17 protein-coding genes and 1 riboswitch are annotated in these 23,928 nt (G+C 57.0%); of the genes, 10 read left to right on the top strand and 7 right to left on the bottom strand.

Annotated elements, in window-relative coordinates:
- Together GGE09_RS03140 and GGE09_RS03135 are read left to right on the top strand one after the other, a co-directional pair.
- Complete coding sequence (locus GGE09_RS03140; RefSeq protein WP_309743783.1) at nucleotides 1-636, top strand: HD domain-containing protein; 636 nt, start codon at nucleotides 1-3, stop codon at nucleotides 634-636.
- Nucleotides 637-729: 93 nt separating this feature from the next.
- Nucleotides 730-1,794 carry an FAD-dependent oxidoreductase gene (locus GGE09_RS03135; RefSeq protein WP_309743781.1) on the top strand — a complete coding sequence of 355 codons (1,065 nt, stop codon included), beginning with the start codon at nucleotides 730-732 and terminating at the stop codon, nucleotides 1,792-1,794.
- Between the two features lie 100 nt (nucleotides 1,795-1,894).
- Here GGE09_RS03135 and pbpC read toward each other — a convergent pair whose 3' ends face one another.
- The 4 genes from pbpC to GGE09_RS03115 form a co-directional block, all read right to left on the bottom strand.
- Nucleotides 1,895-3,940, bottom strand: a complete 2,046-nt coding sequence (gene pbpC, locus GGE09_RS03130; protein WP_309743779.1) for a penicillin-binding protein 1C — start codon at nucleotides 3,938-3,940, stop codon at nucleotides 1,895-1,897.
- On the bottom strand, nucleotides 3,941-9,403 hold the full coding sequence (locus tag GGE09_RS03125; RefSeq protein ID WP_309743777.1) for an alpha-2-macroglobulin family protein: 5,463 nt from the start codon (nucleotides 9,401-9,403) through the stop codon (nucleotides 3,941-3,943).
- A 164-nt stretch (nucleotides 9,404-9,567) separates the two neighbouring features.
- Entirely contained in the window at nucleotides 9,568-10,050 is a 483-nt protein-coding gene (locus tag GGE09_RS03120; RefSeq protein ID WP_309743775.1) for an ATP-binding protein, read from the bottom strand.
- A complete protein-coding gene (locus GGE09_RS03115) occupies nucleotides 10,047-10,394 on the bottom strand; it encodes an STAS domain-containing protein (protein ID WP_309743773.1) in 348 nt (115 codons plus the stop codon). Before GGE09_RS03115 ends, GGE09_RS03120 begins: the two co-directional genes overlap by 4 nt.
- A gap of 322 nt (nucleotides 10,395-10,716) precedes the next feature.
- Between GGE09_RS03115 and ade the strand changes: the two genes are divergently transcribed.
- From ade to GGE09_RS03090, 5 genes are all read left to right on the top strand, one after another.
- On the top strand, nucleotides 10,717-12,516 hold the full coding sequence (ade, locus tag GGE09_RS03110) for an adenine deaminase (protein ID WP_309743771.1): 1,800 nt from the start codon (nucleotides 10,717-10,719) through the stop codon (nucleotides 12,514-12,516).
- A 56-nt stretch (nucleotides 12,517-12,572) separates the two neighbouring features.
- Complete coding sequence (locus GGE09_RS03105; RefSeq protein ID WP_309743769.1) at nucleotides 12,573-14,060, top strand: AMP nucleosidase; 1,488 nt, start codon at nucleotides 12,573-12,575, stop codon at nucleotides 14,058-14,060.
- A gap of 275 nt (nucleotides 14,061-14,335) precedes the next feature.
- Nucleotides 14,336-14,611 (top strand): HU family DNA-binding protein, encoded by a 276-nt coding sequence (locus tag GGE09_RS03100; RefSeq protein WP_309743768.1) that lies wholly within the window; start codon nucleotides 14,336-14,338, stop codon nucleotides 14,609-14,611.
- Between the two features lie 121 nt (nucleotides 14,612-14,732).
- Nucleotides 14,733-16,082 (top strand): hypothetical protein, encoded by a 1,350-nt coding sequence (locus GGE09_RS03095; RefSeq protein WP_309743765.1) that lies wholly within the window; start codon nucleotides 14,733-14,735, stop codon nucleotides 16,080-16,082.
- Nucleotides 16,083-16,194: 112 nt separating this feature from the next.
- A complete protein-coding gene (locus GGE09_RS03090) occupies nucleotides 16,195-17,070 on the top strand; it encodes a DMT family transporter (RefSeq protein WP_309743763.1) in 876 nt (291 codons plus the stop codon).
- 14 nt (nucleotides 17,071-17,084) lie between these two features.
- On the opposite strand, the gene GGE09_RS03085 is transcribed toward GGE09_RS03090, so the two are convergent.
- The 3 genes from GGE09_RS03085 to GGE09_RS03075 all read right to left on the bottom strand — a co-directional run bounded on the left by GGE09_RS03085 (nucleotide 17,085) and on the right by GGE09_RS03075 (nucleotide 20,328).
- Nucleotides 17,085-17,501 carry a hypothetical protein gene (locus GGE09_RS03085; RefSeq protein WP_309743762.1) on the bottom strand — a complete coding sequence of 139 codons (417 nt, stop codon included), beginning with the start codon at nucleotides 17,499-17,501 and terminating at the stop codon, nucleotides 17,085-17,087.
- A 234-nt stretch (nucleotides 17,502-17,735) separates the two neighbouring features.
- A complete protein-coding gene (gene aroC / locus GGE09_RS03080; RefSeq protein WP_309743760.1) occupies nucleotides 17,736-18,839 on the bottom strand; it encodes a chorismate synthase in 1,104 nt (367 codons plus the stop codon).
- Between the two features lie 169 nt (nucleotides 18,840-19,008).
- Nucleotides 19,009-20,328, bottom strand: coding sequence for a hypothetical protein (locus GGE09_RS03075; protein WP_309743758.1), 1,320 nt, complete (start codon nucleotides 20,326-20,328; stop codon nucleotides 19,009-19,011).
- 165 nt (nucleotides 20,329-20,493) lie between these two features.
- Nucleotides 20,494-20,599: riboswitch (TPP riboswitch) on the top strand.
- Between the two features lie 41 nt (nucleotides 20,600-20,640).
- Between GGE09_RS03075 and thiB the strand changes: the two genes are divergently transcribed.
- The 3 genes from thiB to thiQ are packed head-to-tail and all read left to right on the top strand — an operon-like array spanning nucleotide 20,641 to nucleotide 23,901.
- The gene (gene thiB, locus GGE09_RS03070) at nucleotides 20,641-21,639 is read left to right on the top strand and encodes a thiamine ABC transporter substrate binding subunit (protein WP_309743756.1); all 999 of its coding nucleotides are present in this window, start codon (nucleotides 20,641-20,643) and stop codon (nucleotides 21,637-21,639) included.
- A complete protein-coding gene (locus GGE09_RS03065) occupies nucleotides 21,615-23,222 on the top strand; it encodes a thiamine/thiamine pyrophosphate ABC transporter permease ThiP (protein WP_309743754.1) in 1,608 nt (535 codons plus the stop codon). The genes thiB and GGE09_RS03065 overlap by 25 nt, the downstream gene beginning before the upstream one ends.
- A complete protein-coding gene (thiQ, locus tag GGE09_RS03060; protein WP_309743752.1) occupies nucleotides 23,203-23,901 on the top strand; it encodes a thiamine ABC transporter ATP-binding protein in 699 nt (232 codons plus the stop codon). The genes GGE09_RS03065 and thiQ overlap by 20 nt, the downstream gene beginning before the upstream one ends.
- The last annotated feature ends 27 nt before the right edge of the window (nucleotides 23,902-23,928 follow it).

Genomic DNA, 23,928 nt, shown 5'->3' with positions numbered 1-23,928 from the left:
GTGGCCACGGCCACCGATACGCTATACCTGTCCGAATTGCGCCGCGTCTGGGCGGGGCAGACGGACAGCGCCCATGACCTGCCCCATGTCCAGCGGGTTTGGCAATCCTGCCAGACCATCGCTGCGGCCGAAGGTGCAAACCTCAAAGTGTTGCACCCTGCCGCCTTGCTGCATGACATCATAAACCCGCCGAAATCTTCGCCCAAACGGGCCGAAGCATCATTGCTATCGGCCAATTATGCCATTGAATTCCTGAAAACCACCCGCTACCCCCACGCGCTGATCCCACAGGTGCATCACGCGATCCACGCCCACAGCTTTTCGGCCAAAATCCGGCCTGAATCCCTCGAAGCACAAGTGCTCCAAGACGCCGACCGGCTCGACGCGCTTGGCGCTATCGGCATCGCCCGCTGCTTTGCTGTATCTGGCCAGTTGGGCCGCACTCTGTTTCATCCCACGGACCCTATGGCCACCGACCGCCCGCTTGACGAATCCACCTACGCGCTTGATCACTTCCAGACCAAGCTCTTCCCCATCGCACAAACCCTGTGCACCCCTAAAGCCCGCGAAATCGCCGCCGAACGTATCCGTTTTATGCACAGTTTCTGCCAGACCCTTACGAACGAGACTTGCTGAAAACAGGTCACGGCCCGCGCCCCAAACTCCACAAATAATTTGCACCTCAGCGCCATCCATGCCACCCATCCCTTGGGCAAAAAGGCAAATACAATGGCACAGAAAATTCTGATCATCGGCGCGGGCATCATCGGTTCCATACTCGCATGGCGGCTGGCGAATGCAGGGTGCAAGGTCACCCTGATCGACCCGTCAGACACAGGCGGAACGGCCAGTGCAGTGTCTTTGGGCTGGACCAACGCCACCTATGAAAACCCGCGCTTTTATTACGACCTGCGCCTGTTTTCCATGACCCGCTGGGACGCCATCAAAGCCGCCCACCCAGACCTGCCCTACACCCGCAACGGCACACTTTACACCAGCTTTTACGGCATCCCCCTAGACACCGTTTTCGCCGAGCACAGCACTTGGGGCTACCCGTTCCAATGGGCCGACACTGCGGAATTGCAAAGTCTGGAACCAAACCTCGCGGCCCTTCCAGAACGCGGCCTGCTCTGTGATATCGAAGGTCATGTCGCCCCCCACCACGCCGCCAAATTCTTCCGTACCCAAGCGATAAAGACTGGCGCAGAATTCATAAAACCCCACGCAACCTCACTCATCCGCAAGGGTGACGCCATCATTGGCGCAAACACCGATCAAGGCCCACTCACAGCCGATATCACGCTCTTGGCCGCTGGCACTGAAACCGCAACCCTTGCTGCAACGGCAAATCTCGACGTGCCGCTCACCGCCCCTGCAGGCTTGTTGATCCACACAAAGCCCGCCCCACGCCTGATCACCCGCACCATCCTAACCGAGGATTTGCACATGGCCCAATGGCCAGACGGCAGCATTTCAGCAGGCGGAGATTTCGGTGGCGGGGCAGTTAACGACGACCCGATCAAAGGCTCCGAAATCCTGTTCGAACGATTGAAAAACACCCTAAAATCCGAACACCCGCTGGAATTCAGCCACCACACACTCGGCCTGCGTCCCACCCCCAAAGACGGCTTCCCCATCATCGGCAGCCCGACAAAAGGCCTCTACCTTACGGTCATGCACTCTGGTGCAACTTTGGCCCCTGCCGTGGGCGAACTGGTCACAACAGAAATCACCACAGGGCAACGTGACCCCCTGCTCTCTGCCTTTCACCCAGACCGTTTCGCGCCCCACTAAGTCGCGCAAAACAGCCCAACAGATCGACCCACACGCCAGATTCTTTTTGTTTATAAATATCCCGGGGTCCGGGGCAGCGCCCCGAAAGCCACTGCGCCAATCACTCGATAAACACCCGCACTGCTTGTGACACACCGGTTGCATCAATCACCGACAAGGCCAAATGCCCCGTGCCTTTGGTATCCAACTCTACCTGCCGTTCAAAGCTGCCTACTTCAACCGGCACCCCATTGGCCAGCCATGTAAACGGCGGCACACCGCGATCTACTTTAGCCACTAAAACGGGATCTCCCCCCAGCGCAATATGCGCACCATCGGGTGGGAAAGTGATTTCAGGCTTATCCCGTCCGTCCAGCACACCTGGCCTGCGAAACTGCTGCAAACTCGCGGGCAGCTGATCCGTACTGACGGTCAAAGCTGCATCAGGCGGAGCAGGCAGTGGGTCAAGCGCAGGCTTAATTGCGGCGAACAGGTCAAACAACAAAGGCGCGGCCAGACCGACCCCCAATTGCCCGGGCATAGCCGCCCCGTCCGCACGCCCCATCCAAACACCGACCGTGTGTCGCCCGTCAAAACCAATTGCCCAAACATCCCGATGCCCATAAGACGTGCCGGTTTTATACGCCACAGCGTGTTGCGGCGCAGTCGGGGGCGCGGGCACATCCGAAAGCATGTCACCGACATACCAAGCTGCCACAGGGCTTAGAACAGGGGGACGGGAGGCGGGTTCTTCCGCCACATCAGCCCGCCAAACCAGCGGGATCGCCTGCCCGCCCCGCGCGATACTGGCGTAAATGACCATCAAATCCTGTAGGCGCAGCCCGAGCCCTCCAAGCCCGATGGCCAGCCCGGCAGGACGTTCATTCGGCAACACCGGATCAGCCCCCGCACGGCGCATACGGGCCATCAGAACGCTGGGACCGACGGCATCCAGCAGGCTGACAGCGGGAATGTTCAAGGACATTTGCAAGGCTTCGCGCACCCGCACCTGCCCGCGAAACTGGTTGTCAAAATTCTGCGGTGCATAACTGCCAAACCGGATGGGCCGATCATCAATCACGGTTTCCGGATGGGCTTTCCCCGCATCAAATGCCAACCCGTAAATCAGCGGTTTCAAGGTTGATCCGGGCGAGCGTAGGGCGCGGGTCATATCCACAAATCCCTGCCGGCCCGCATCCAGATAATCAGGCGACCCGACAGAGGCCAGAACCGCCCCAGTCTGATGATCCATTACCATGACCGCCCCCGACAAAGCCGCATGTTTGCCACGCACATGAGCACGCAACAAAGCCTCGGCTTTGGCCTGTAGCGCGCGATCCAGCGTCAACCGATGGCGCAGGGCTTGGGGGTTTTCTGCCACCACACGTTCTGCCAGATGGGGGGCTAGGAATTCAAATGGATACTTTCGCGATGGAACGGTTTCCCGCTGCGCCGCTACAGCTGCCTCTGCCGATAAGACACCTGCCTTCACCCCGCGTGCCAAGACACGATCCCGCGCAGCGCTGGCCCGTTTGAAATGACGGTCAGGGCGGCGCCCCTCGGGGGATTGGGGCAATGCCACCAGCAGCGCGGATTCTGCATCGGTCAGCCGTGCAGGTTCCTTGCGAAAATAACTTAACGACGCGGCCCGCACCCCTTCGAGGTTCCCGCCAAATGGGGCTAATTGCAGATACAGCCGCAGGATTTCGTCTTTGCTGGCAACCTGTTCCAAGGCCCAAGCCACGCGGACCTGACGCAGCTTGCCGCCCCATGATCCCGTGCCGCTGTCTTCCAGCAGGCGCGCCACCTGCATGGTCAGAGTGGACCCGCCAGACACCACGCCGCCGTTCCAAATCGCCTGCCCGACCGCACGAAGAGCCGCCAGTCCATCTACGCCTTTGTGGCTGTAAAACCGTTTGTCTTCGAAGGCGATCAACTGGGACAGATACGCACGCGAGACTTCGGAAACCTCAACAGGCAGCCGCCAGCGCCCGTCTGCCACGGTAAAGGCGCGCAGTAACTGGCCGTCGTTCGCCTCTACCACCACCGAGGTTTCGGGGGTAAGATCGGGCAGAACTGTGCGCGCCACCCAATCCCGCAGACCGTATTGCGCAACGAAAACCGCTGCGATCAGGCCCAGCCCAACAGTGGCAAAACGCCGGCGCATTTATGGGCCTGTCACCACAACGCGACCCACATCAGTGCGGGCGCGGAAATCGGGACGGTACATGTCTTCGACCACGGCAGCGGGATGATGGAATGACCCCGGCGACACGGCGCGCACCATATAGGCCAGTTGGAATGGCGTGCGCCCCGACCAATTCACCGCCGCAAGAAACCGATCCGTGCGGAATTCACTGGATTGCACATTCGCGTTCAAATCCAACCAGTCGAGCGCCTTGATATCACCCCCTGAAATCAGGTTGGGATTGTCGATTTCCAATCCCGCAGGCAGCGGATCATTCACCATCAAACGGGCTTGTTGATCGCGCAAAGGCGTGACCTTCAGCACCGCCACAACCCGCGCGTTCTGCGCCACTTGTTCCAGTGTCACGGGCACGCCTTCGGGGGTGAAATACATCCGCTCGATGCTATAGCCGTTGCCCCCTGCAGGTTCCGGTTCAGACGGCACGCCAAACACCGATACCACCGCGATTGTGTCTTGTGCTCCGCCGTTTGTCACCGTGGTGCCCCCGCGCAAATCCGATTCTTCCAGACTGCGCACCAGCGGGGCTGCCATTGGGGCGCCATTCAGGGTAATCCCGTCAGCACCGCCATTTTGTAGCAATGCTTTAACCGCCATCAAGGACCACATATTTTCCTGAGTTGACCGTCGCGACACTGGGGCGCGGCTGACTTGTTCGGCCAATGCCACGCGGTCCACGGCATCACTACCGGCATCCACAGCAAGGGAAAGAACCGCCGCACGGTCGCGCAGGCCCGTCCCATAGTCAGACCGCCAGCTTTGTGAGGCTTCGCCCGCTTCAAGCCGCGCCCCCGCAAGGCGGAACATGCGGTCCGCACGGCTTTGATCGCCGTAAGAGGCCAGCGCCGTGCCAAGCTGCGCCTGTGCCAGCGCGGTGGCGAACGCTCCTGATCGCGTGTCCGCATAATAGCGCAGATCGCCAATGGCGGCATAGCCCTCGCGGGCCAGAACCATCAGCGCATAGGCCACATCCTCGCCACCTTTTTCGAAATCGGCTGCATAGTTCACCCGATTGCGCAGATTGCTAAGCGCCTGTTCGAAGGCAAAATCAGGCACATCATATCCCTGCGCCCGCGCACGACTTAGGAAATCAGACACATAACTATCAAGCCATAGATCGCCTGATTCCGGATACCACAGACCAAACGCCCCGTTACTGCTCTGATTGCTCAACACACGGGCAATTGCCTGATCAATACGCTTTTTCACCTGCTGTTTTTCGCCCAAACCCAATGCTTCGGACAGTTGATCGAAATACAACAACGGCATCGCCTTGCTGGTCACCTGTTCGGTGCAGCCGTAGGGGTAGCGATTGAGCGCAGTCAGCAACCCAGGCGCATCGAACCGTGCCAGCGGCCCCACCGCCAGCGTGGCGTGGACCGTACCTTCATGCAGCCCCGCCAGCGTATTTGCATCTAGCGTTAGCGCGTTCCCAGCGTTCAGGGTAACACGGGTTTGACGGGAAATTTCCGGATCGTTCCATTGTACAGGAACATTGATCGACTTGCTCAGTTCCTTACCATCGGGGGTTTTCACCAACACCTCGAACCGTGGCGTTCCCACAGAATCTGCGAAGATCGGCAGGGTCAGAACAACCCGCCCGCCTTGATCCAGCACGACTGTCTGCGTCCCTTCATCCCCAAGGGACAGCCCCAGAGTACTGGATAAAGTCACCGCAAAATCACCCGTAGGACCAAAGGCATGGGTCAATTCCAGCCGCACCCGACTTTCGTCACCCGGCGTCAAAAAACGTGGCGCATGAGCCGCCAAAACCACCGGATCACGCACCAGAACGTCTTGTTCCGCATGGCCAACACCCGTGTCTGACCAGACCACAGCCATCAAACGCACGGTGCCGTTAAAATCGGGCATGTCAAAGCTGTGATGCACCATGCCATCTCTATCAGCCGTCAAGACACCTGAAAATTGCGCCAACACCTCTTCGGCAGGCGGTGGGCCTTGCATCCCTGCCTGCGCCTGACTGTCCCCGCCCGAGCGCAAACGCCCGGCCGCACCCGATCCGTCGATCAAACGTCCATAAACATCGCGTAATTCCACGCCCAGTTTGCGTTGACCGAAATAATGATCATCGGGCGACGGCGTTTGGAACCCCGTCAGGTTCAAAACGCCCACATCCACAGCAGCGATGGTGACATATCCGGTCTGCCCTGCCGCCAGCCCGTCGATCTGCAGCGATACATCCAGCGGAGCACGCGGCGACGCCTCGGACTCGCTTACAAAATCTGCCTTGAGCAGTTTTTCAGCCGGATCAACCTTGGCAAACGCCAGTCCCAGCGCGCGGGACGGATTTTGCCCGCCATCCATCGGCCGCAACACCGAAGCCGTGACATAAGCCCCCGCCCCCCAATCAGCGGTGACCTCGAACGACACTTCATTCGCGCCTTGGCTTACCGGAACCGATCGGGTTTCAATTAACCGATCCGACAAAACCGAGACCTGTGCCACCCCGTCAAACCGCGCATTGATCCGCAGCTTGGCCGCATCGCCAACCGCATAGCTGCCCTGATCCATCGCAACGTCCAGCAGGTCTGGCGTGTCATCCCCGTTGCCGCTGGCGTACCACCCCGCATTGAACCGCAGACTGCTGGCGGCAAAAGGCACGGCTTTATGGGTCAGCTTCAGTTCATATTCTCCCCATTCTACAGCCGAGGCCACCTTCAACGCCGCTTGCGCCCCAATCTCCCCGTTGCCAGCCGCAATCCGCTCACGCCGCGTGGTGGGTTCATAATTCCAACTGCCGTATTGCTGATACCACTGATAGCGAGTGTGCAGGCGGTTGATTTCCCAACGCACATCCCGCATGGCAATACGCGCCCCATCCGCGCCCACCGCGATGATCTGGAACCCTGCCTCTGACCCTTCAGCAAGATTTCCATCGAACATCGCCTTGATCCCGATCATAGCACGCCCCGGCGAAACCGGCGCAGACACGCGCCGTTCCACGGGTCGGCCAGATCCATCGCGCAGACGGATCACGGCGGTCATTTCCAGCGGCTTTGACACGTCATCCACAAAAGGCATGTTCAGATTCAACACCTTAGTGCCATCCGCCCCGGTCTGGCCTGCATTTGAAATGGTTTCATAGCGGGTGCTGAACACATCGTCCGCCGCGCCAAAAACAAAATCCGGATAACCTGCCAATTCGCGGGCCGCTGCCAGTTTGACCTCTCCTTCAATGGCCAGATTTGCGCCCACCGCGCCGAACAAATAGCGGGCATCAATGTTCAATTCAGGCCTGTCTGTTACTTTGAAAGGACCATCATCCAGTGCCAGATCAAAGTCGATTATCTCTGGCACAAAATCTTCAACCAGCAGGCGCCGTTCCAGTAATGCGGGCGCATCGCGATCCGCATAGACCCGCAGTTTCCACGTCCCCCGCGCCGCATTTGGCGGTAGATCAAACGAGGTTACAGCCCCGCCAGCCCCTGTCGCCTGCGCAAGTTGGCGGGCATATCGCACGCCGTCCGGACGGATCAGATCCATCGTCATCGGCACTCCTTGAAGCGCGTCAACTTTATGATCGCGTGCCAAAAGCGTGGTGTGGATCACCTCTCCGGGGCGATACGCCCCCCGATCCGTAGCCAAAAATACATCTATGGGTGGCGGCGCATCGCGGCCTTCCACGCCACGATCAGACAGGTCATATTCCGCAGCCGCCTGATCCAGAAACGCATAATCCCCCGCAGCCGTTTCCACCGTCACCAAAGCAGCGGACGCGCCACCAGTGCCCAGCGCCAAACCTCTGGAAAACATCACATGGCCTTGGGAATCTGTTGTCTCTTCTGCCAGAACCTCATTGGATTTGCTAATCAAGCGCACCTTAGCCCCGTCAATCGCGCCAGCCGAGCGGAGGGATTTTGCAAAAACATGCAGTCCATCGTTGCCCGTCATGGACGCGATCCCGATGTCAGACACGATAAACCACTGTGTCGCGACGGTGTCTTCGTCCTGTTCTTTGCCGGGAACCCGCGCAGTCATTGCATAAACACCGGCGTCAAATTTGGTTAACGCATCGCCTATGGGCAGGGCCGTTGTGACCTCGCGGTTCAACTCTCGGGACACATCTGCAGTGCCGGTCCAAACCTCTTGACCCAGGTCATTTGACACAAAATCCAAGTCCCAGCGGGAAATTGGCTTGGAAAACAACCCCTCTTGCAGGCTGCGCAACAGGTTACGATCACCAACGCGGTAGATTTTCACATCCACTTGATCCAAGTTCACCGTGATCAAAGGCACCGTCGCGCCGTCCCGTTGGGGCAGTAAATAGCTGCGGCCCGCAAACCGCGCCGCGGGATCGCGATCCTGGATGTAAACTTCGAGGTCTATGGTTTTGGCAAGGCTCTCTCCGCTGGCCGCAGGCAGGCCTTGGCGAAAGGAAATGCGATGGGTTTCACCGTGGTTCATACCCTCAATACACAATTGACGCCCCTCCGCCTCGGCCACCAGACCGTTGATGTCAGAACGAATGAAATCGCTGTATTCCACGGTGCCTTTCGCAAGCTCTTCGGTGAATTCAGCGCAGACACGGGGCACGGCTGCATTGTGATCAACGCGGTGGTCCGTAATACGAAAACCATACAGATTTATCGCGCGGTCCAACGCATCCTCACTGTCTTTGCGCGGGGTAATGTCCTGTGCCAACCGCAGGGTAGGGATCATCAGGCGGCCATTCTTGGTCGCCTCTAATCCGCGCGCGAGTTCCTGTAGCGCGTTCACCTGCTCGGCTGTTGAACGGGCACGCAAAAATCCGTTGATCGCCGCAGCGGTGTTGATGTCGCGGATCAGTTTGCGGCCGTCGTTGGTGTTTGGCTTGGCGTCATTGGCCAATCGCGCTGCTTCGATCCAACCCTCGGCCCGATCAGAATCATTCAACGCGGCTAATGTCAGCTCTATAGCGCGTATTTTACGATTGTCCGATTCGACTTTGCGCGCTTCCTCGCGCAGCAGGTCATAGGTCCAGCCATTCGTGGGATACCACGCGCCATTGCGCGCGGCGATCTTTCGTGCGTTGGTTAAAAACCCCTCGGGCAGAAAATCCAGTTTGGCGGCTTGGGCGCGGGCGTATTCCAGATCTGTTGCCGGCACATCAAAAACCTCAACCGAGGTGGCCCCGTCAAAAGCGGAACGTTCCCCAATGGCTGATTTCGGGAAACACGCAGAGGATTTGGTGTTATAGGTAAAGGCGCGGCAGGCCTTGTCGGCCAGACATACTGCAACGCAATCGTCAAAAGTTACGTCAAAAACATTACGAATATCAGAGCCATAAAAATCCGTTTTTTCAGACAGTTCAATGCGGCGTTCGGGAATCACCTGCTTCTGGGTTTGCGCGTTAACGGGGGGGGTTACAGCCCATGCAGCGACAAAAACCGCTAATCCGAACCCAATTGCTTTGCCAAATGCCATAACCCAACTCCGAAAAAAAATGAAACTGGGTTAAGAATGACAGAGCCTGTGTGTTTGCGCAATTCACCGCTGCACAGAATGGAAAGATTGCTGCACCACTGGTCGGGCCCTGTGGTTCTTCGAAGGGCCCTATCCCTGACAAAAACCGTAAATAAGCGGCTCTCTTATTCAGCCATTGCCGGATCTTGTAAATTTCGCGTCAACGTCAGGCGGTTCTTCTTATCGGCGTGTTCGAATTCGATCACATCGGTCAGTGATCGGATCAGGTTCCAGCCAAAACCACCTTCGGGCAGTTCTTCAAACGAGAAGTTTTCAACGTCCATCTCCCGAAATTCAGGCGGACCATCAAATTTCCGCCCGCTATCTGTGATCAAAACCTTTAATTCAGCGGGACGCAGGGTGACCAGAATGTCGATTTCCCCGTCTTCTGCATAGAGGTAGGCATGCTCGACCACATTGTTCAGCGCCTCTGCCATAACCAGTTCAAGATCACAGACTGTTGCGGGCTCTACCTTATGACTTTCAAGCCATTTTGTGATTGCGCACAGAACATTGCTAACTTCGGATTGAACACTTTTTATTGCCAACTGCAGGCGTAATTCATAGCTATGAGACGCCCGCAGCGGAGTTTTTTCCGGTTCTGTCATCCCGCGGCCTTCACCTCTTGTGCCAGTGCTGCATCAACATTCGGATAGATTCCAATGATTTTGTCCATCCGTGTTAGCGCAAAAACCTTTGCGACGGTTGATGAAAGCCCTGCCAGTTCCAACGTCTTTTCGCGCCCCATCTGTTTCATCACAGTGACAATGGCACCCAGGCCAGAACTGTCCATAAAGTGAATTTCGCTCAAATCCAGCAAGATGTGATCCGCGCCCGCGTCTGATAATTCACGCACGCTTTCCTTGAAACGCACCGCCTGCGCCGCATCCAACCGTTTGTCACAAAGTTTCACGACTGTAATTCCCGATACCACTTTGGCTTCAATTTCCATGTCTTTTAGATTCCCGTTTCACTGATTGCGGCCCTTTGATCCGACCCCCATTGCCCCGAGATTTTCACAAAACCCCTACCAAATCCTTTCCAGCCCGAAACAGTTACCTAAAACTTTATGCACCGCCCCTGAGCCAGCGTGATTCGTGCCTCTTTTTGGTCAACTACCCTAGGGGAGTCGCCCTTGGCGGCGGGGGCAACGCCCTCGATTCCAGCGGCGGGATTCCCAGTCCGTTATTCAAAAATCCGGCAAACCTTTGCGAAACATGACCATATGGTCAAATTCTACTTGAACCAAAGCGCGGGCGGTGAAACACTTGGTCATGAAAACAACCTTCCCCTCTTGGCCCGACGTCGCCCCCCATCTTATCGCTACAGCCGCAGGACGCGAACCTGCGGATACGGTGATCAAAGGGGGCATCTGGGTAAATGTGCACACCCGCGAATTGTTGCCAGACCATGACATCGCCATTCGCCACGGGCGGATTGCCTTTTGCGGACCGGATGCCAGCCATTGTATCGGCGAAGACACTCGGATCATTCAGGCCAACGGCCGATACATCATGCCGGGTCTATGTGATGGCCACATGCATATCGAAAGCGGCATGCTAACAGTTTCCCGCTTTGCCGAGGCGGTGATTCCCCATGGCACAACCACCATGTTTGTTGACCCGCACGAAGTGGCCAATGTGCTGGGCATGAAGGGCGTGCGCCATATGCACGATGAAGCCTTGGCCCAGCCGATCAACGTCTTTGTGCAGATGCCCTCTTGCGCGCCTTCGGCACCGGGTCTGGAAACCACAGGCACCGAACTTGGCCCCGAAGACGTGACCGAGGCGATGAGCTGGCCCAATATCATCGGTCTGGGTGAGATGATGAACTTTCCGGGTGTGATCCACGGAGACCCCAAGATGCTGGGCGAGATCGCCGCCACACAGCGGGCGGGGAAAACCGTGGGCGGGCATTATGCCTCACCCGATCTGGGGCCGAATTTTGCGGCTTATGTGGCGGGTGGTCCTGCCGATGACCATGAAGGCACCTGCGAGGCCGATGCCATCGCCCGTGTGCGTCAGGGCATGCGGTCCATGATGCGGCTGGGGTCGGCATGGTATGATGTGGAAACGCAGATTACGGCGGTGACGGAAAAGGGGCTGGACCCGCGCAACTTTATTCTGTGCACCGATGACAGCCATTCGGGCACGCTGGTCAATGACGGCCATATGAACCGCGTGGTGCGCCATGCGATAGCCTGTGGCTGCGACCCGCTGATTGCCCTGCAAATGGCGACGATCAACACCGCCACCCATTTCGGGCTGGAACGGGATATAGGGTCGGTCACACCGGGGCGGCGTGCAGATATTATCCTGACCTCTGACTTGACGACCCTGCCCATCGAACTGGTGATGGCACGGGGGGAAATCGTTGCGGAAAACGGTGTGAACACCACGGCGCCCACCGCTTATGACTGGCCTGCTGATACCCGCCAGACCGTGCATCTGGGCAAATCCCTTGGCGCGGATGACTTCGCCGTTGATGCTCCCGAGGATGCAAACACCGTCACGGCGCGGGTGATTGGCGTGGTGGAAAACCAAGCCCCGACCAAAGCCCTAACGGCCGAGCTGGACGTGATTGACGGCCAAGTTGCGGGTGATCCGGCGCAGGATGTGTGCCAAATCGCGCTGGTGGAACGCCACCGCGCCACGGGGGATGTGACCAACGGTTTTGTGTCTGGCTTTAACTATTCGGGCAAAATGGCCATGGCCTCGACCGTGGCCCATGACAGTCACCATATGATTGTTGTCGGTACGGATCGCGCCAATATGGCGCTGGCGGCGAACCGCTTGGGCGAAGTGGGCGGCGGTATCTGTGTGTTTAAAGACGGCAAGGAACTGGCGATGGTTGAACTGCCGATCGCAGGGCTTATGTCTGATATGCCCGCACAGGAGGTGGCCAAAGCCGCCGATCAGATGGTCGCGGCCATGGCGGACTGCGGCTGCACCCTGAACAACGCCTATATGCAACATTCCCTGCTGGCCCTTGTGGTTATTCCCGAACTGCGGATTTCAGACCTTGGGTTGGTAGATGTGGTAAAGTTTGAAATGACACCGCTTTTTGTAGATTAACCCCTTTTTCGCCGCCCCTGTGGGGCGCCACCAGATTAAAACCGAAACGAGCCGAAATGCATACTCCGACGCCCATTCTGACCAACCTGATCGAGCCAGATACCCCTGCTCCGCGCAGCTATCTCTCGGCCTCTGAAGCGGTTGATGCCATTGAAAACCTGTACAGCACCGCCACTGATTTCTTATGCGCGCGGTTTGCCGAATACCACTCTGGCACCCCACCCCAAGGCCATTACCGCGCCTATTACCCACAGCTTTCGATCACCACATCAACCTATACCCAAGTGGACAGCCGCCTGTCGTTTGGCCATGTGGGGGAGCCGGGCACCTATACCACCACGCTGACCCGCCCGAAATTATTCCGCAACTATCTGCTTCAACAAATTGAACTGCTACTGGAAAACCATCAGGTGCCGGTTACGGTTTCCATATCCGATGTGCCGATCCCGCTGCATTTCGCCCTGACAGATGAACTGCGTCTGGCCGAAGGAAAAGTCCGCGCCGATGCCCGACCCTTGCGGGACATTTTTGATGTGCCGGATTTGAAAACCACCAATGATGACATCGCCAACGGCGATGCAGAACCCGGCCCTGATGGCATCCGCCCGCTGGCCCCGTTTACCGCCCAGCGGATTGATTATTCACTGGCGCGGCTGGCCCATTACACGGCAACTGACCCTGAACATTTTCAGAACCATATCCTGTTTACCAACTACGGGTTTTACATGGATGAATTTGTCGCCTTTGGCATGCAGGCAATCCAGGATCCCAAAAGCGGTTACACGTCTTTTGTCGCTTCGGGCAATTCTATTGCGACGGCTGAAAACCCTCATGTGGAAACCACCTATCGCCAACCCCAAATGCCCACGTATCATCTGAAACGGGCCGATGGGTCTGGGATTACGCTGGTCAATATCGGCGTGGGTCCATCCAATGCCAAAACCGCCACCGATCACATTGCGGTGCTGCGCCCCCATGCTTGGCTGATGCTGGGCCATTGTGCAGGTCTGCGCAATTCCCAAAGCCTTGGGGATTATGTGCTGGCCCATGCCTATGTGCGCGAAGACAGTGTGCTGGACAACGACCTGCCGCTTTGGGTGCCGGTTCCTGCTCTCGCGGAAATCCAGATTGCGCTGGAACAAGCGGTTGCGGATGTGACCGAATTAGAAGGCTACGCCCTGAAACGCATCATGCGCACCGGCACTGTGGCCAGCGTAGACAACCGCAACTGGGAGTTGCGCGAGCAATCCGGCCCCGTGCAGCGTCTGTCCCAATCCCGCGCCATCGCACTGGACATGGAAAGCGCCACAATCGCCGCCAATGGCTTTCGCTTTCGCGTCCCCTACGGCACGTTGCTCTGCGTATCTGACAAACCCCTGCACGGCGAATTGAAACTGCCCGGAATGGCATCCGAATTTTATCGCACTCAGGTGACGCGCCACCTGCTAATCGGTATTCGTGCCATGGAATCCCTGCGCGACATGCCACTGGAACGGCTGCATTCCCGCAAGCTGCGCAGCTTTGACGAGACCGCCTTTTTATAGCAGGGATGACAGCGTAAGAAAATCAAACGCAATCTGTTGCCCAGTTCCGCCCATTGTTCCGCCGCCTGTGCAGCGGATATTTTCGACCTTGCCTGCTGCCATCCTCAGAAAACGCGAAATACCCATAAAAATAGGCATTTTTTAGCTTTTTCAGGGCTCTCTATCATTGTGCTGCACCTCAATATCTTGTTAAATGCCGCAGGACACCCACTAGGGGCCCCAATCGTGGGCATGTCATAAGAACATTGAGGAGCAGTCACGTGACGCAAAAACCTATGACCAAAACTCAGCTCGTTGCCGCATTGGCCGACGCAACTGAATCCGACAAAAAAACCGCAAACGAATTTCTGGAAGCCCTGGCTGCCGTGATCACCAAAGAAGTTGCAGCCGGTGGCGCAGCAACGATCCCGGGTCTTGGCAAATTCGCATGCCGCGCCCGTCCAGAGCGTATGGTTCGCAACCCTGCAACTGGCGAACAGATGCAAAAAGAAGCTGACCGCGTTGCAAAAGTGACCATCGCGAAAGCCCTGAAAGACGTGATCAACGCCTGATCCCGCACCCGTATTTTTTCAAAAGGCCGCCTGATCACAGGTGGCCTTTTTTGTTGTTTGAACGCGGCTTTCAGATTAGGCTATTACTCCAAAGAAACCCTTTTATTTGAGAGAGATACCCATGGCTGTGGGCGATTACGGATACCACTATCTGAACGGCAAAGACATTGCTGCCGACCCGGATCAACCCAGCATAGAGCTGTCCTCCAGCCGTGAAAATGACTTTGGCATAAACAGCTATATTTACAGCTATATGGACCGCCCGATTTTCAAAGTAATCGGCGGCGCAAAGGCGGATATGTTCAGCGGGGACACTGCGGATATCTATGGCGGGCGCGGCGCGGATGTATTCCTAAGCAGCGGCACCGCAATGGATGACACCTACGGTCGGGCCAACGAGCTGAAAGGTCAGGGCGGGACGGATGTCTTTTATGACACCTTTGGATCGACGGACTATTATGGCGGCGCACAGGGGGATTTTTTCACCAATGCCCGTCTGCTGACCAACAGCGATGAAGGTGATGTGGATCGGGTCTTTTTGGGGCGCGGCGCAGATCAGGCAAACATCACGTTTGGCGACACGTTCGGCCCTGAAGGTCACCACTGGGAAGACCGCAGCCTGCATGTGGATGGCGGCAAGGGCTGGGACCGTCTGTTCCTGAACACCAATCAGGTCGGCTTGCAACTGACCTCTGAAAAGGTTCTGGATTTTCGCGATGCCAATACAGGCGAAATGACCATCGCCAATGCCAGCTTTACCGATTTTGAGGCCTTCAGCCTAAACATCGGCGCGCGCTCTGTTACCAAACTGCACGGTGGAAAGTTTGATGACCATATCGAATGGTTGGACAGCACAAACTCCCGCACCAAAGACCTTACGATAAATGGCCACGGGGGCGACGACGTTATTATCGGCAGTTACGACAACAAGGCCGACTTTATTCGCGGCGGCGCGGGTGATGATATCATCACTGGCGCAGGCGGGCAGACAGCGGGCTGGCAGGATTATCTGTACGGCGGCACGGGCGATGATATCCTGTTCACTGGCAGCAAGAAAGTAATGGGTGAAGGCACTGCCTATATGCGCGGCGGGCAAGGCTCTGACATATTTGTGCTGGCTCATGGGTCGAACATTGATTATTTTTCGAGGGTCTATTCTTTCAAAACCGGCATTGATAAAATCGCTTTGGATTTCACTTTCGGCTATGTTCTAGACACAGATAACCCAAGGGATCACCTAAAATCCCTCGATGATACCACTGTTGTCGTCGAAAAAGACGACGCCGAGGCGTTGCGTTTTACGCTTGAAATCACAACGGTCTTTGACACGATAGAAACCCACGAATTTTCCTATCGGCGGGATTTTGGCACCTTGCGGTATTATGACAATACCGAATGGGTGAAATTCGCCGCGATCCAAGACCGCCAAGATGTTACCATCGACGATTTTGTGTTTTACGACTGGGGCTGACGCGATCAGCGGTGTACCCTATCTATCAAAATACACGGCGGGTCCTTTTCATTCCCATAATCCTCAGGCAGGAATGACGGCGAACAGCCGTATCACTTAAAGGACTGCCCCATTGGATATCAAAGCAATTTTCATGGGGCTGTTTTTCGCCTTGATCTGGTCCAGTGCCTTTACCTCGGCGCGGATCATTGTGTTGCAGGCGCCGCCATTAACCATCTCTGCTTTGCGGTTTTTACTGGCAGGTCTGATCGCCATTACCATCGCCTACCTGATGGGCCAGCGGATTCGGCTGGACCGTAAAAACTGGCGGGCCGTGGCCATTTTCGGTGTGTGCCAGAACGCGCTGTATCTGGGTCTGTTTTTTACGGCGATGCAAAGGATAGAGGCCTCCCTCGCCTCGATCATCGCATCGGCCGTGCCGCTGATTGTCGGATTTGCCTCTGCCATTCGCGGCGAGCGTGTGGGCTGGTTGGGCTGGACGGGCCTTGGGATCGGCTTTGCAGGTGTGGCCCTGATTATGGGCGCGCGGCTGTCGGGCGGCGTGGATCTGATCGGCGTGCTGCTGTGTCTGGTCGGTGTGACTGCGCTGGCGATTGCCACCCTAGCGGTGCGGGCCACATCGTCCAAAGGCAACGTGCTGATGGTCGTCGGCCTGCAAATGCTGATCGGCAGTGCCGCACTGGCGGTTCCGGCTATGCTGCTGGAAGACCACAGTTTTACGTGGACCGGATCGCTGCTGGGGGCGTTTTTATATACCGTCATCATGCCTGGCATCGTCGCCACAATCATCTGGTTTCTACTAGTGGAACGGATTGGCGCCACCCGTGCCAGTACGTTTCACTTTCTGAACCCGTTTTTCGGCGTGGCCATCGCCTCGGTCATTTTGGGTGAAAGCCTGAGTCTAACAGATGTAATCGGGGTTGCCGTCGTGATGGCAGGTATTCTGGCGGTACAATCGTCACGCACCAGCGCCCGAACCGGCGCCTAGACCGTCCGAGTATTCTATGCGTTCTGGCAATCCATCACGGGTTCTTCCATGTTCATTGACGTGAACTCGGTACATTCGACCATGTGGAAAGTCGGTTTATTCGCAATGACCTTACCAAAATAGGTCACATGGGTGGTGCACACATTCACACCCTGCGGGTTAAAGAAGCGCTTCACGATTGAAATGCTCACACCTTCGCCTTTTTGGTGCTGTGCATCGACTTGCTTCACCTCGACGCTGACAGCGCCCGCCAGTTCCAACGTGGCGCGAAATTCCGCCAGAATATTGCAAAACTTTTCTTCGGAAGGGACCAAAGACACGCGATCCTTAATGAAAATCGGCAGCGGAAACTTAAAATTCCGCGCCATGATAATGTCATGCCCTTCGATATGGCGATCCGCCATATACTGAAAAATAGAAGTGTAATCCATAGCAGGCTTGTGGCCTCCATAACTGAAAAAAATAGGTATTTGGGTTTGGCTATTTGCACAACCGAAACGCGAGCGATCCGCTGAACATTGTTGAGCGGCTATGTAAGGATCGTTTCCAAAGTCACAAGTAATTTCTCGACCAAATGGTCAAGTTAAGCCAAAGATCGCCCAATTACGCGGCGTAAACACCGCCAGTGTTGCAATAAATCAACGGTTTTTCGGGCGAACCCCGACTTAACCGATTTTGCCGCGATTTTCGCCGATCTGCCCGCGGTGCAGTAAAACGTGGTCCAGCAGCACACAGGCCATCATCGCCTCGCCCACAGGAACCGCGCGAATACCAACGCAAGGATCATGACGACCCTTGGTGATAATTTCGGCAGATTGCCCCGTTTTGGTGATGGTCTGGCGGGGCTTCAGGATCGAGGACGTGGGTTTGACCGCAAAACGACAGACCAAATCCTGACCTGTGGAAATACCGCCCAGAACACCACCAGCGTGATTGGACGAATAGACAGGCTTGCCGTCGTTGCCCATGAAAATCTCGTCTGCGTTGTCTTCGCCTGTCAGTTCCGCAGCACCCATGCCAGCGCCGATCTCGACGCCTTTGACCGCGTTGATCGACATCATCGCTGTGGCAATATCCGTGTCGATCTTGCCATAAACCGGCGCACCCAGCCCAGCCGGCGCGCCTTTGGCCACAACCTCGATCACAGCGCCAACAGAATTGCCCGATTTGCGCAATTCATCCAAATAAGCCGCCCAATCCTGCGCCGCACCAGCATCTGGGGTCCAGAACGGGTTCTGGTTGATCTGATCCCAGTCCCAAGCCTCGCGGTTGATTTTATGGGGGCCCATCTGCACCATACAGCCGATGATTTCCAGATCGGGCACCAGCATTTTCAACGCTTCACGTGCCACGCCGCCTGCGGCCACACGCGCCGCAGTTTCCCGTGCGCTGGACCGCCCGCCACCGCGATAATCGCGGATGCCGTATTTTTGCCAATAGGTGATATCCGCATGACCGGGGCGGAATTTTTCCATGATGTCAGAGTAATCTTTGCTGCGTTGATCTGTGTTACGGATCATCAACTGGATCGGTGTGCCGGTTGTGACACCTTCAAACACGCCCGACAGGATTTCCACTTCATCCGCTTCCCGCCTCTGTGTGGTGTATTTATTCTGTCCGGGTTTACGCAGGTCCAGCCAGTGTTGCAGCATCCCAGCATCCAGCGGCACCCCCGGAGGGCACCCGTCCACTGTCGCGCCCAAAGCAGGCCCATGGCTTTCGCCCCAAGTGGTCACAGTAAACAAACGGCCAAAGGAATTGATCGACATGGGCTTTCTCCTTGTGAAAGCCTGATAGTTCAACCCCGCCCCCTAGAAAACCCCATTTATGGTGTTTCGCTTCGCTAAAGCTGGCTGAACGCGGCTTGTGGCCCCAAACCATGGCCTAGATTTTGACGGCAGGCTGCGCGTTAGCCCCGAAAGCCCAACGCATTTCTTCTTATGCGAGCACTTGGGAAATCGCCAAAATACCTGCGCCGGAAAACACCACCCCAGCCAAAACGCCCATTGCAGGCGAATTCAGCCGAGCCAGAAACGACATGCCACGGGGGGCAATCTGTGCGGCATGGGGGACCAGTGCCGTGATGGCGTCATCTGTGTGCGCGTCATTTTGCGAGTCTTTGGCGGCTTCAATCTGTTCCAGATCCAGAACCCGAACGCGGCGTGCTGAGACAGGTTTACGAGGACGCCGCGCGCCATCTTCAAAGTGCAACGCGGGCGCGGCGGGTTTTTCAATCGCTCTGGCTTGGACTTCCAGCACATCCGTTTCGTTCCGCTCGTCACAGGTTTGGTCGATCTGCTCTTGTGGAACCTCTAGTTCGTGGTTGTCTGCCATCAAGGCCAGACCCAGATCGGATTCTGCGAAACCATCCATGATTTCAGTGTCAGCGGCTTCATCATCATCAGCTTTTGCGACAAAGGCGCTGGGGATGATTGTAAAGCGAGTGGCAGGTGCGGCAGGTTTTGTCGCTTCAACGGTTTCTGCCGCAACCTCTGCTTGGGGTGCATCGGACTCTTTAGCCATAACATCGGCCATTTCGGTTTCCAGAACGCCCAGATCAAAAGTCTCGGGGGTGTCACGGACCTCGGCTGGCGATTTTGCCTCTGCTGGGTCTGACAAAAGTTTGTATTTGCGGATTTCGCCCGCAACACCGCGGCGAACCGTGGCATCAGCAGGGGACAGGGCAAGCACGTCGGGCTCGGCCTGCACGCTAGCCGCTTCTTCCGGGGCTGCAACGGGTTCCGCCGCGACTTCTTGCGAAAGTTCCAGGTCATCGACATCATCGTCAAATTCGTCGTCTTCGCCAATGTCCCCATCCGCCATTTCATGCATGGCAATGGTGTCATTCAGCCAGTCCAGCACCACAAAGGCGCCATCCGGCTCGATGCATTCGTCGTAGGCAGCATCAATGGATGGCAGGGCTAGAATATCATCGTTATCCAACTCTTTTTCAGAGAAGGTTTTTTCGATCCCGTCGGTTACACGCACCAGAAACACGGCATGGGCTTCTTGGTCTACGAACAGCTTGTCTTTGGGGTTGCGCACACTTGGGTCTACTTCAAAACCAGCGGTGCGAAAGATGCCGCGCACGCGGCGGTCGGCAGCCTGTAATGCTTCGACTGTGGCATGGCTGCGGAACCGTGCGATCTTGTTTTCCATCTTAAGATCAAGCTCAGTCAGCATCTCGCGCATAACAGGAGCGGATGGTCTTTTATCGGCAGTTACTGAAAATACATCAAACTCATAATTCAAAGCCATTGCTACATTCCTCATGCTCTAAAAGCTGCTCAACTTAGGGAAAGGGATATTCAGACAATTGGTCAAAAATTTGTCTCAAATTTGATTTTGTAGGGACCATACCCTGTCGGAATAAAGGGCAAACCCACGGATTCACTTGCAATTTAGCCCTGCACTGCTACACCTCTGCCTACCTCGGGGAGGCCTGTTCTGTGGCCTGAGATACGCATTCGCGTGACCCGTCGAACCTGAACCGGATCAAACCGGCGGAGGGAAGGTGCGGACATCACTCCCAAACCTGCCACCCGTCTGTAGCACATAGGATTTGATGATATGAAATCTCTGATACTCGCTGCGGGCCTGTCTGTTGCTGCCACTGCTGGCCTTGCACAGGATAAACCCGTTCTTACCGTTTACACCTATGACAGCTTTGTCACCGAATGGGGGCCTGGCCCGCTGGTGGAAAAAGCGTTTGAGGAAACCTGCAATTGCGATTTGCAACTGGTGAACGCGGGGGACGGTGCGTCCTTGTTGTCACGTCTTCAACTTGAAGGGGCGCGCACTGAGGCGGATATCGTGTTGGGGCTGGACACCAACATCACCGCGCGGGCCAAGGCCACGGGTCTGTTCGCCAAACTCTCGCCCCCGCCTTCGGGTCTGGATGTTCCGGTGGACTGGACCGACGACACTTTCGCCCCCTACGACTGGGGCTATTTCGCCTTTGTCTATGACAACACCAAACTGGAAAACGTTCCTGGCAGCTTCAAGGAGTTGATCGAGGCCGACGACAACCTGAAAATCGTGATCCAGGACCCGCGTTCCTCGACCCCCGGTCTGGGTCTGTTGATGTGGGTCAAAACCGCCTACCCCAACAAAGCCGATCAAATATGGGAAGCCCTGTCCCCGCGCATCCTGACCGTCACCAAAGGCTGGTCCGAGGCCTACGGTATGTTCCTAGAGGGTGAGGCAGACATGGTGTTAAGCTATACCACCTCCCCCGCCTATCACATCGTCGCCGAGGGCGATGACACCAAATCCGCGGCATCCTTTGAGGAAGGCCATTACATGCAGATCGAGGTAGCAGGCAAACTGGCAGCGACCGACCAGCCGGAATTGGCCGATGCCTTTCTGGCCTTCATGACCTCGGATGCGTTTCAGTCTATTATTCCCACAACCAACTGGATGTACCCTGCAAAATTTCCGGCAGATGGCCTGCCAGAGGGGTTCAACACCCTGATAACCCCTGTGGACAGTTTGATAGTATCTGATGTGGACGCCGAAAATATCCGTGAAGAAGCCTTGGCCGAATGGCTGACCGCACTCAGCAAGTAACACCCATGCGCCCTGCCGGGGTGTCTGTGTTCAAAGCCATAACTGGCAGCGCGGCCCTTGCTGTGCTGCTGGTGCTGACCCTTGGCACCGTCTTGGCGGTCTGGTCGCAAGCGACCTTTCAACGGGGGCTGTCCCCCGCCGATTGGGCCGCGATCCGCTTTACCATAGTTCAGGCCCTTGTGTCTGCCAGCGTCAGCGTCGCCATCGCAATCCCCACGGCGCGGGCTTTGGCGCGGCGGAAATTTCGCGGGCGGCAGGTCATGGTCGCCCTGCTCGGCGCGCCGTTTATCCTGCCCGCCATTGTAGCTGTTTTGGGGATCATTTCCATCTGGGGTCGGTCCGGTTTGATTTCAGACGGGCTTACCGCCTTTGGGCTGCAACCCCTGAACATCTATGGCTTTAGCGGCGTCGTGCTAGCCCATGTGTTTTTCAACCTGCCGCTGGCCACGCGGTTAATCCTGCAAGGCTGGATGTCGATCCCCTCCGAACATTTCCGCCTTGCGGCTGAACTGGGGTTCACCACCCGCGATGTGAATCGCCAGCTGGAACGCCCCATGCTGCGCGCTGCAATTCCCGGGGCATTCCTGCTGATTTTCCTGCTGTGCATCACCAGCTTTGCCGTGGCCCTGTCCCTTGGGGGCGGGCCAAAAGCCACCACAGTGGAACTGGCGATCTATCAGGCGTTGCGGTTTGATTTCGACCTGTCCAAAGCTGCCCTGCTGTCGATCATCCAATTTGCCCTGTGTACCGCCACGGCTGCTGCCACACTGACCATCGCCCGCCCCACCGCGTTTTCACTGGGGCTGGATCACCCGCCCGCCCGCTGGGATGGCACAGAACGCTACACCCGCCTGATCGACACCGCCCTTCTGGTCGCCGTCGCGCTGTTCCTGTTTTCACCGCTGATCTCTGTCATTCTGCGCGGCCTGCCACCGCTCTTGTCCCTGCCCCGCCAAGTCTGGCCCGCCCTGCTGAATTCCCTGACCATCGCAATTCCCGCCGCGCTGATTGCAACTGCAATGGCACTGGCGCTGGCGGCTTTCATCACCGAACTGTCCCGCCGCCGCAAAACCGCCGCCCTGCTGGAATCTATCGGGTTTCTAGCGCTTGCAGCATCACCCTTTGTGATTGGCACAGGGTTGTTCATTCTGCTGAACCCTGTGATCGACCCGTTCAAACTGGCGCTGCCCATCACCATTGCCGTCAACGCCACCATGTCCCTGCCATTTGCCCTGCGCATCATCCTGCCCGCCCTGCACCGCGCCGAGGATCACTACGGCCGCCTTGGTGCCTCCCTAGGCATGACGGGGTTCACCTTGTTCCGCATCGCCATCTGGCCCCGTATCAAACGGGCCGCCGGTTTTGCCGCAGGGCTGTCGGCGGCGCTCAGCATGGGGGATCTTGGCGTGGTTACGCTGTTTGCGCCGCCTGATTTTGCCACACTGCCCCTGACCATGTACCGTCTGATGGCCGCCTACCAGATGGAGGCCGCTGCGGGAACCGCCCTGCTGCTGGTGGCCTCATCCCTCGCCCTGTTCTGGACCTTTGATCGCGGAGGTCGCCTTGACCATCACATTCGATAACCTGACCCTGACACAGGGCGAATTCACCCTGCGCGCCGATTTACAAATCGAAGAGGGCCATAAGATCGCCCTGCTCGGCCCATCGGGCGGCGGGAAATCCACGCTGCTGTCTGCACTGGCAGGGTTCATCGCCCCGACAACAGGGCGCATCTTGTGGAATGGCGACGACATCAGCCAGACCATCCCCGCCAAACGCCCTGTCACGCTGTTGTTTCAGGATCATAACCTGTTCCCCCACCTGAGCGTGGCGCAAAACATCGGGCTGGGGCTGCGTCCGAACCTGCGCCTGTCGGCCAACGAACACCAGATCGTGGCCGAGGCACTGGCCCGTGTCGGGCTGGACGGTCAGGGCGATAAACACCCCGCGCAACTGTCAGGCGGTCAGCAGCAACGTGTGGCCATCGCGCGGGCCTTGCTGCGCGATAAGCCGATCCTGCTGCTGGATGAACCTTTTGCGGCCCTCGGCCCCGCGCTGAAACACGAAATGTTGGATCTGGTGGCCGAAATTGTGGATGCAGCCAATGCCACCCTGCTAATGGTCACACACCAACCCGAAGACGCCCTATGGATCAGCGATCAAACCGTCCTGATCGCTGATGGAGAGGCCCACGCCCCCCAAGACACCAAAACCCTGATGGCCGACCCACCCGCGGTTCTACGCGCCTATCTTGGAACTTGACACGTCCCGCATAGCGGGGTCTTTGGC

The sequence above is a fragment of the Roseobacter sp. N2S genome (assembly GCF_031454055.1).
Lineage (GTDB): Bacteria > Pseudomonadota > Alphaproteobacteria > Rhodobacterales > Rhodobacteraceae > Amylibacter.
This window is presented reverse-complemented; position numbering and strand designations above follow the sequence as displayed.

What these genes read in the sequence shown, in the direction of transcription:
- GGE09_RS03120 (WP_309743775.1), bottom strand. Translation starts at nt 10,050, where the DNA reads ATGACAGAACCGGAAAAAACTCCGCTGCGGGCGTCTCATAGCTATGAA.
- GGE09_RS03075 (WP_309743758.1), bottom strand. Translation starts at nt 20,328, where the DNA reads ATGGCTTTGAATTATGAGTTTGATGTATTTTCAGTAACTGCCGATAAA.
- thiB (WP_309743756.1), top strand. Translation starts at nt 20,641, where the DNA reads ATGAAATCTCTGATACTCGCTGCGGGCCTGTCTGTTGCTGCCACTGCT.
- GGE09_RS03095 (WP_309743765.1), top strand. Translation starts at nt 14,733, where the DNA reads ATGGCTGTGGGCGATTACGGATACCACTATCTGAACGGCAAAGACATT.
- GGE09_RS03065 (WP_309743754.1), top strand. Translation starts at nt 21,615, where the DNA reads ATGGCTGACCGCACTCAGCAAGTAACACCCATGCGCCCTGCCGGGGTG.
- GGE09_RS03125 (WP_309743777.1), bottom strand. Translation starts at nt 9,403, where the DNA reads ATGGCATTTGGCAAAGCAATTGGGTTCGGATTAGCGGTTTTTGTCGCT.
- GGE09_RS03115 (WP_309743773.1), bottom strand. Translation starts at nt 10,394, where the DNA reads ATGGAAATTGAAGCCAAAGTGGTATCGGGAATTACAGTCGTGAAACTT.
- GGE09_RS03085 (WP_309743762.1), bottom strand. Translation starts at nt 17,501, where the DNA reads ATGGATTACACTTCTATTTTTCAGTATATGGCGGATCGCCATATCGAA.
- aroC (WP_309743760.1), bottom strand. Translation starts at nt 18,839, where the DNA reads ATGTCGATCAATTCCTTTGGCCGTTTGTTTACTGTGACCACTTGGGGC.
- GGE09_RS03100 (WP_309743768.1), top strand. Translation starts at nt 14,336, where the DNA reads ATGACCAAAACTCAGCTCGTTGCCGCATTGGCCGACGCAACTGAATCC.
- ade (WP_309743771.1), top strand. Translation starts at nt 10,717, where the DNA reads ATGAAAACAACCTTCCCCTCTTGGCCCGACGTCGCCCCCCATCTTATC.
- GGE09_RS03135 (WP_309743781.1), top strand. Translation starts at nt 730, where the DNA reads ATGGCACAGAAAATTCTGATCATCGGCGCGGGCATCATCGGTTCCATA.
- GGE09_RS03105 (WP_309743769.1), top strand. Translation starts at nt 12,573, where the DNA reads ATGCATACTCCGACGCCCATTCTGACCAACCTGATCGAGCCAGATACC.
- pbpC (WP_309743779.1), bottom strand. Translation starts at nt 3,940, where the DNA reads ATGCGCCGGCGTTTTGCCACTGTTGGGCTGGGCCTGATCGCAGCGGTT.